General features: G+C 69.8%; 6 protein-coding genes and 1 pseudogene. 5 read left to right on the top strand and 2 right to left on the bottom strand.

Going from position 1 to position 8,355, the window contains the following annotated elements; translation table 11 throughout:
• Both G3I40_RS44310 and G3I40_RS44305 read left to right on the top strand, forming a co-directional pair.
• The coding region (locus G3I40_RS44310) for an LCP family protein (RefSeq protein WP_203645921.1) at positions 1–1,557 on the top strand (1,557 nt) is incomplete at its 5' end.
• 87 nt (positions 1,558–1,644) lie between these two features.
• The gene (locus tag G3I40_RS44305; RefSeq protein ID WP_164560441.1) at positions 1,645–3,306 is read left to right on the top strand and encodes an LCP family protein; all 1,662 of its coding nucleotides are present in this window, start codon (positions 1,645–1,647) and stop codon (positions 3,304–3,306) included.
• A gap of 94 nt (positions 3,307–3,400) precedes the next feature.
• Here the strand turns inward: G3I40_RS44305 and G3I40_RS44300 are convergent, their stop codons facing one another.
• A complete protein-coding gene (locus G3I40_RS44300; protein ID WP_164560440.1) occupies positions 3,401–4,447 on the bottom strand; it encodes a glycosyltransferase family 2 protein in 1,047 nt (348 codons plus the stop codon).
• A 288-nt stretch (positions 4,448–4,735) separates the two neighbouring features.
• Between G3I40_RS44300 and G3I40_RS44295 the strand changes: the two genes are divergently transcribed.
• Complete coding sequence (locus G3I40_RS44295; protein ID WP_164560439.1) at positions 4,736–6,097, top strand: LCP family protein; 1,362 nt, start codon at positions 4,736–4,738, stop codon at positions 6,095–6,097.
• A 42-nt stretch (positions 6,098–6,139) separates the two neighbouring features.
• Here the strand turns inward: G3I40_RS44295 and G3I40_RS44290 are convergent, their stop codons facing one another.
• On the bottom strand, positions 6,140–6,682 hold the full coding sequence (locus tag G3I40_RS44290) for an acyl-CoA thioesterase (RefSeq protein ID WP_164560438.1): 543 nt from the start codon (positions 6,680–6,682) through the stop codon (positions 6,140–6,142).
• Between the two features lie 107 nt (positions 6,683–6,789).
• Here G3I40_RS44290 and G3I40_RS44285 point away from each other — a divergent pair, with 107 nt between their 5' ends.
• On the top strand, positions 6,790–8,091 hold the full coding sequence (locus G3I40_RS44285; protein WP_164560437.1) for an LCP family protein: 1,302 nt from the start codon (positions 6,790–6,792) through the stop codon (positions 8,089–8,091).
• A gap of 118 nt (positions 8,092–8,209) precedes the next feature.
• Positions 8,210–8,355 (top strand): annotated as a pseudogene (locus G3I40_RS47805) (SAM-dependent methyltransferase); the annotation flags it as partial.

Raw genomic sequence — 8,355 nt, 5'->3', positions numbered from 1 at the left:
GACGGGCCGCCCAAGCGCGACCGGCAGGACGTCCCCGCCCAGCGCAGGCGGCGCGAGCCGCAGGGACAGGCCCCCGGCCCCGGCCGGCGCCGCTCCAAGTCCAAGAAGAAGAAGTCCACGGTGAAGAAGGTCCTGCTGTGGACGGCCGGCGGCACGGCCTTCACGGTCCTCGCGGTGTCGGTCGGCGGCTATCTGTACTACCGCCACCTCGACGGGAACATCACCACGCAGGACGTCGTCGGTGCCAAGAACGGCTTCAGCAAGGACGAGGCCTTCAACATCCTGGTCATCGGCACCGACAAGCGCACCGGCAAGGGCAACGAGGGCTACGGCGACAAGGGCAGCGTCGGTCACGCCGACACGAACATCCTGCTGCACGTCTCCAAGGACCGTACGAACGCGACCGCGTTGAGCATTCCGCGTGACCTGATCACCGACATCCCCGACTGCCAGGTCAAGGACGAGAACGGGCAGCTCAAGACGATCCCGGGCACGCAGGACGTCCGCTTCAACACGAGCCTCGGGCAGGACGGCCGCGACGCCGGCTGCACGATGAACACCGTCAAGGCCATCACCGGCGTCATGCCCGACCACTTCATGATGGCCGACTTCAACGCGGTGAAGACGCTGTCGTCGGCCGTGGGCGGCGTCGAGGTCTGCGTCGCCAAGGACGTGGACGACCCCGACTCGCACCTCAAGCTCTCCGCGGGCAAGCACACCCTGAAGGGCGAGGAGGCCCTCGCCTTCCTGCGCACCCGGCACGCCTTCGGCAACCAGGGCGACCTGGACCGCATCAAGGCGCAGCAGGGCTTCCTCAGTTCGCTGGCCCGCAAGATGAGCTCCGGCGACACCCTCACCAGCCCCAGGAAGCTGACGAGCCTCGCCGAGGCGGCGACCAAGGCGCTCACGGTCGACAAGGGCATAGGGAGTCTCGGCAAACTCAAGGACGTGGCCCTGGAGTTGAAGAGGGTTCCGCCGAAGAACCTGACGTTCGTGACGGTGCCGGTGCTCGACAACCCGGCGGACGGCGTGGTGCACAAGACGGTCATCGTGAACGACTCGACGGCGCCTGCCGTCTTCGACGCCATAAAGAACGACGTGTCGCTGACGGAGACGAAGGCCAAGGAGAAGAAGGCCAAGGCCGCCGAGGACGCCAAGCTCAAGGGCACGAAGTCCGCCCCCGGCGACGTCCGCGTGGACATCTACAACGGCAGCGACAAGCCCGGCGCCGCGCAGGCGACCCTCACCACGCTGCAGACCGAGGAGGGCGTCCTCAAGTCCAGCCAGATGGGCAACAAGGAGCCCTCGCAGGCGAAGACGACCCTGGAGTACTCGCCCGACCAGGCCGACCAGGCGCGGCGGCTCGCCGACATCATGGGGCTGCCCGGCTCTGCCATGAAGGAAGGCAAGAGCGAGAAGAACGACCAGGGGCTGCCGGCGATGATCCTGGTCATCGGCAAGGACTACAAGGGCGCGGGGGTGCCCTTGGTCGGAGGGGGAACAGCGAAGGTGGACGTCGACAAACAGACGGCCGACAAGACTGTGTGTTCCAAGTGACCAACCTCGGCCGCCTTTTGACTGTCTAACCGAGCGACAGCAAGGCGGCCGAGCCATGGCCACAGGGCGGGGAGGGTGGGGCAGGACATGGGGCGAAGCAGTGTGCGCGGGGAGCGCTCACAGCAGGACGGCCGCGGTGAACAGAGGGCTCGCGTCGGGGAGTTGGGTCCGGACGCGCGCCTGCACGAGGGCTCTGCCGCAGGTGAGGACGGCGAGCCCGCCGACCGCAGGCCACTCGGTCACCGTCGCGCGGGCGCCCGGCCGAGGCGGCGCAGGAACCGAATACTGGGCTGGACCGCGGGCGTCGTCGCGGTCCTGGTGCTCGGCTCGGCGGGGGCCGGCTACCTCTACTACGAGCACCTGAACAGCAACATCAAGACGGACAAGCTCAACCTGGGCGAGCACAAGGTCGCCAAGCCGACGCCCAACGCGGCCGGCCAGACCCCGCTGAACATCCTGCTGATCGGCTCGGACAGCCGTAACTCCAAGGAGAACCTGAAGCTCGGCGGGAGCAAGGCCAGCGTGGGCGCGCCCCCGCTGGCCGACGTGCAGATGCTGCTCCACGTCTCGGCGGACCGCAGCAACATGTCGGTGGTCAGCATGCCGCGCGACACCCTGCTCCCCCTGCCCAAGTGCACCGACCCGAAGACGGGCAAGGTCTACGAGGCGACGGTCGGCAGGCGGATGGTCAACGAATCGCTCGGCCGCGGCGGGCCGGGCTGCACGGTCGCCATGTGGGAGGAGTTCACCGGCATCCACATCGACCACTTCATGATGATCGACTTCTCCGGTGTGGTGTCGATGGCGGACGCGATCGGCGGCGTACCCGTCTGCGTCGACAAGAACATCAAGTCCCGCAGCAGCAACGGCGAGGGCTCCGGCCTGAAGCTGAAGAAGGGCACGACGTACGTCAAGGGCGAGCAGGCCCTGCAGTGGCTGCGGACCCGGCACGGCTTCGTGGGCGGCACCGACATCGCGCGCGCGAGGGCGCAGCACATGTACATGAGCGCGATGGTGCGCGAGATGCGGAAGAACGCGACGATCTCCAACCCCGGCAAGCTGCGCGAGCTGGCCGAGCAGGCGACGAGGTCGCTGCACCCCGACGAGGGCCTGGACACCGTCAAGAAGCTGTACGACCTGAGCAACGAGCTGAAGAAGCCCGAGCCGAAGCGCATCACGATGACGACGATGCCCTTCTACTACGTGGGCGCGCGCGTCGCACCGAAGGAGGGCGCGGCCAAGATGCTGTTCGACCTCATCCGGGACGACGAGCCGCTGGACGGCAAGGGCAAGAAGAAGGTCGACGAGGCCGCCAAGGTCTCCGACGACCCGGCGGCGGCCGACGACAAGATCGCGGTGCAGGTGCAGAACGGCACGCGCACGGCGACCACGCCCGCGGCGCCCGGCCGGGCCTCCACGGTGAGTCAGCTGCTGGTCGGCAAGGGCTTCACCCAGGCCAGGGCGGACCAGTCGCACACGCCGATCGAGGAGACGACGGTGATCCGCTATCCGTCGGCCGATCTGGAGGGCGACGCCCAGCGGGTCGCCAAGTCCCTCGGGATTCCGTTCGGTTCGGTGAAGAAGTCGACCGAGGTGTCCGGGGTGACGTTGGTCGTCGGCGCCGACTGGACGACGGGCACCGCCTACAAGAAGCCCGCCGCCGACGCCAAGGACGCGCTGGACAAGGACGAGACGCAGAACGGCGCGGCCGGCGGGTGCATGCCGGTGGATCCGAACTACACCTGGTAGTACGGGAGTTCCGCACCTCGCCCGGCAGTCGCCCGGCAGTCGCCCGGCAGTACGGGATTCGGGGCGCGGGAGGCGAACTCCCGCGCCCTGTGCGTCAGTTGGCGGCGGCTTCCGGGTTGCGCACCGCCGGGCGCCGCGAGGCGATGACCCGCTTCGCGAGCGACTTCGGGCTCGTCAGGAAGCCCCAGCCCCACGTCATGTGCATCGTGGCGAGGGCGACGGGGATCTGGGCGCGCGCCTTGAGCGGCAGCCCCTTGCCCGCGGGTACGGAACCGGCCGCTATCGCCGCGAGGTAGCCGGCGGGGATCACGAAGCCCCACGGGGTGAGGGCCGCGCCGACCACGATGCCCGCGGCGATGGCCACGACGGCGGTCGGCGGCGCGAGGTAGCGCAGGTTGATGGAGCCGGCGTGGTAGCGGGCGACGACATGACGCCAGCGGCCGTAGTCCTTGTACTGCTTGGCCAGGGCCTTCACCGAGGGGCGCGGGCGGTAGGAGACCTTCAGGTCCGGCGAGAACCAGATGCGGCCGCCGGCCTCCCTGATGCGGAAGTTCAGCTCCCAGTCCTGGGCGCGGATGAACTCCTCGTTGTAGCCGCCCTGTTGCTCCAGGGCCTGGCGGCGGAAGACGCCGAGGTAGACGGTGAGCGCTTCCTGCGCCTCGCCGCCGGTGTGGAACACCGCGTTGCCGACACCGATCTTCGAGGTCATCGCGGCGGCGACGGCCTGCTCCCAGGCGTTGGTGCCCTCGGCGTGCATGATGCCGCCGACGTTCATCGCGCCGGTCTCGTCGAGGAGGCGGACGGCGGTGGCGATGTAGCCCGGGGACAGCGCGGCGTGGCCGTCGACGCGGACCACGACCGGGTGGCGGGAGGCCTTGATCGCGGCGTTCAGCGCGGCGGGCGTGCGGCCCGACGGGTTCGGCACCGTGTGCACCTGGGGGTGCTCCGCCACGAGCTGTGCGGCGATCTCGTCCGTACGGTCGGCGGACGGGCCGAGCGCGAGCACGACCTCCATCTCGCCGCCGTACTCCTGCGCCAGGATCGCCTCGACGGCCTCGCGCAGGTGCCGCTCCTCGTTGAGGATGGGCATGATCACGGATACGGCCGGAAGCTGCATGTCGGTGTTGGCGGTTGCGTTCATCAGGCGTCACGTTACCGCTAATGGGGGACAGGGGCGCACGGCAGCCGGGTCGCTACCGCGGGATGGAGATCGTATGGGCCTACGGTGCCAAGGCCTGTCGCCCCCTTCCCCCCGAGGACGCCCCGCGGCAGCGGGGGCGGGGACGACGAGCCCTGTCCCCGCCCGCTTTCACGGAGGTGTCCCCCCGTGCCCACGCCGCCCCGCTCACCGGCCCGACCGCAGCGTCCCGCGCGGCCCGGGCAGCCTCGTCCGTCCGCCCCGCTTCGCCGGAGGAAGCCCAGGTGGGCCATGCGGGTGGCGACCACGTTCTCCGTGACGGTGCTCGCCGCCGCGGGGATCGGCCACGCGCTCGTCACCGGCCTCGACAGCGGCATCGACCGGATCGACCCCTTCAAGGACATGAAGAACCGCCCGGCGGCCGGGCACGGCATGAACGTCCTGCTCGTCGGCACCGACGGCCGCGACAAGATCAGCGACGCGGAGCGGCGGAAGTACCGGCTGGGCGGGGCGCCCTGCCACTGCACGGACACGATCATGATCGTGCACATCTCGGACGACCACGAGCGCGCCTCCGTCGTCTCCCTCCCCCGCGACAGCTACGCGATGATGCCGCCGCACACCGACCAGAACAGCGGCGACCGGCACCATGCGCACCCCGTCAAGATCAACGCGGCGTACGCGGAGGGCGGCCCCCAGCTGACCGTGCGCACCGTCGAGAACATGACGCACGTGAAGATCGACCACTACCTGGAGGTCGACTTCACCAGCTTCATGAAGACCGTCGACGTGCTGGGCGGGGTCGAGGTGTGCACGGCCCGGCCGCTCAAGGACTCGTACACCGGGCTCGACCTGAGCGTCGGCACGCATCAGCTGGACGGCGGCGAGGCCCTGCAGTACGTACGGGCCCGGCACACGGACGGCGCCGGTGACCTGGGGCGGATGCAGCGCCAGCAGCGGTTCCTGGCGTCACTGATCGCGAAGACGACGTCGTCGGGCGTGCTGCTCAATCCGGTCAGGTTCCGCAACGTCGCGCGGACGCTGCTCAGCTCGGTCCGCGCCGACAAGGGGTTCGGGACGGACGAGATGGTCGAGCTGGCACGCGCCATGCGCGGTTTCACGCCGTCGTCGTCGGAGTTCACGACCGTGCCGATCGGGAACATCAGCTATCCGGTCAAGGGCATCGGCTCCACCGTGAAGTGGGACCCGAAGAAGTCCGAGAAGCTGTTCCGGGCGCTGCGCGAGGACCAGCCGCTGGCGTCGCACCGGGCCAGGAAGAAGGCGGTCGTCGTCGGCGTCTCGCCGCAGCAGATCCGGGTCCAGGTGGAGAACGCGACGATGACCCCCGGCGTGGGCCGCAAGGCCGACACGGCGCTGAAGCGGACCGGGTTCCGTACGACGGGGGCGCCGGTCAACGCGGCGGACAGGCACGCGCAGCACACCGTCGTCCTGTACGACCCGCGCTGGGACCGCTCCGCGAAGTCGCTGGCCACCGCCCTGCCCGGGTCGCAGCTCAAGGCCGTGAAGGGGCAGGGAGCCGTGCTGAAGGTGCTCGCCGGAGCGGACTACAAGGGCGTGCGGGCGGTGCGGGCCGAGGACGCCTACCAGGGTGAGTTCGGGGCCGTGACCGGGGACCAGGTCGTCTGCCCCTGAGGTCACGGGGCGCCGCCGCGGCCCCTCCCGCAGCGGGGTCCGTCAGTCCTCGGTGGGGCTGGACTTCGCTCGCAGCTCCATGATCGCGCGGCGCCGCGCCAGGCGGTGCTGGCGCCTGATCTGGGCCTCCTGGTAGCGGCGGCGGTCGCGGTCGGTCTCCGGGAGGACCGGCGGGACGAGGCGGGGCTTGCCGTCCGCGTCGACCGCCGCGAAGACGAGGTAGGCCGAGCCGACCTGCTGTGCGGGCGTCGACTCGTTCCAGCGCTCCGCGAGGACCCGGACGCCGACCTCCATCGAGGTCCGGCCGGTCCAGTTGACCTGGGCCTTCACGTGGACGAGGTCGCCCACGCGGACCGGCTCCAGGAACGCCATCTCGTCCATCGAGGCCGTCACGGCGGGGCCGCCCGAGTGCCGGCCGGCCACGGCGCCCGCCGCGTCGTCCACCAATTTCATGATCACGCCACCGTGCACCGTACCCAGGAGGTTGGTGTCGTTGTGCGTCATGATGTGCGACAACGTCGTGCGGGAAGCGGAAGTCGGCTTGCCTGGAATATCCGATTCCGCGCCGTGGCCCTGGTCTGTCATGCCACCAACCTTATGCGCGTCCCGATTGTGTTAGCTCTGCAACAGCACGGGTCCTATTTCCTACGGAACCTTGTAAGGACCACAGCAGGGCACTGCACACTGGCCACATGAACGATTGGCCCGAGGGGCGGAGCGACAGGCAGGGCGGCGGCGGCCGCGGCGGCTACGGCCGTGGCAGCGCGAGCGCACGCCCTGAAGGCGCACGCGTCATGCCGCACGTGCAGCGCCCCGTCCCGCAGCAGCCCGGCTACGACGACGGGTACGACGAGCCGTACCGCGACCAGCGCGGCCAGGACTCGTACGACAACGGGTACGACAGCGGCTACAACACGGGCCAGGTCTACGGCCAGCCCAGCCGTGCCGCCCAGCCGCCCGGCGGCGGGGGCGGGGAGGGCTACGGTCCGCCCTCCGGGCGCCCCGCGCGGCCCGCGCCGAACTGGCGCAAGCGCATCAAGTGGACCGCGATCACCCTCGTCACGGTGTTCGCGGTGACGAGCATCGCCACGTACTTCTGGGCGGACTCCAAGCTGCACCGGGACGTCGACCTGTCGAAGGTCATCAACCGGCCCGACACCGGTGACGGCACGAACTACCTGATCGTCGGCACCGACAGCCGCCAGGGCATGACCGACGCGCAGAAGAAGAAGCTGCACACGGGCTCCGCCGAGGGCAAGCGCACGGACACGATGATGATCCTGCACGTCGGCGACAACGGGGACACCCTCGTCTCGCTGCCGCGCGACTCGAACGTGACGATCCCCTCGTACAAGGGCGCCGAGTCCGGCAAGACCTACCCCGCCACCGGCCGCCAGACGAAGCTGAACGCCGCGTACGCGGAGGACGGCGCGACGCTGCTCGTGCGCACCGTCGAGGCCAACACCGGACTGCACATCGACCACTACGCGGAGATCGGCTTCGGCGGCTTCGCGAGCATCGTGGACGCGGTCGGCGGCGTCGAGATGAACCTGAAGGAAGGGTTCAAGGACAAGGACTCCGGCGCCGACTTCAAGGCGGGCAAGCAGACCCTGGACGGGCAGCAGGCCCTCGCCTTCGTGCGGACCCGCCACGCCTTCCGCTCGCAGGACCTGCAGCGCACCAAGAACCAGCAGGCGTTCCTCGCCGCGCTGGCCCACAAGGTGGCGTCCCCGACGACGGTGATCAACCCGTTCAAGCTCTACCCGACGATGGGCGCGGGCCTGGACTCGCTCGTCGTCGACAAGGACATGAGCCTGTGGGACCTCGGGTCGATGTTCATGGCGATGAAGAGCGTCAACGGCGGTGACGGCAAGTCCATGAACATGCCGACGAGCGGCTCCGTCGGCGGCAACCTGCTGTGGGACAAGACCAAGGTGAAGCAGCTCGTCGACCAGTTCAACAACGACGAGAAGGTGACGGTGACGGGCAACTGACCCGTCGGCGGGCCGCACCGCGACCCCCGCCCTCGTCCTCGGTCGACGTGCCCGCGGCGGCAAGGGACAGCGGAGAAATCGGCGTGCGGGCGACGCGGCCGCCTGGCACGCTGCGGCGGTGGACAACGAAGAGACCTCGCGCCTCGCGCACACCGGCCACCCGGTCAAGGCCCCGCTCGGCGACGAGTCCGTGGCCCGCCTGCTCGCCCGCGCCCTGCCGCGCGGCGACGAGCGCGTGCTCGACCTGGGCTGCGGCACGGCCGA

This window comes from Streptomyces sp. SID14478, from assembly GCF_010548525.1.
In the GTDB taxonomy this organism is placed as follows: domain Bacteria; phylum Actinomycetota; class Actinomycetes; order Streptomycetales; family Streptomycetaceae; genus Streptomyces.
This window is presented reverse-complemented; position numbering and strand designations above follow the sequence as displayed.

Bases quoted from the DNA above. Each gene is read 5' to 3' on its own strand.
- G3I40_RS44300 (WP_164560440.1), bottom strand. From the start codon at position 4,447: ATGAACGCAACCGCCAACACCGACATGCAGCTTCCGGCCGTATCCGTG.
- G3I40_RS44295 (WP_164560439.1), top strand. From the start codon at position 4,736: ATGCGGGTGGCGACCACGTTCTCCGTGACGGTGCTCGCCGCCGCGGGG.
- G3I40_RS44285 (WP_164560437.1), top strand. From the start codon at position 6,790: ATGAACGATTGGCCCGAGGGGCGGAGCGACAGGCAGGGCGGCGGCGGC.
- G3I40_RS44290 (WP_164560438.1), bottom strand. From the start codon at position 6,682: ATGACAGACCAGGGCCACGGCGCGGAATCGGATATTCCAGGCAAGCCG.
- G3I40_RS44305 (WP_164560441.1), top strand. From the start codon at position 1,645: ATGGGGCGAAGCAGTGTGCGCGGGGAGCGCTCACAGCAGGACGGCCGC.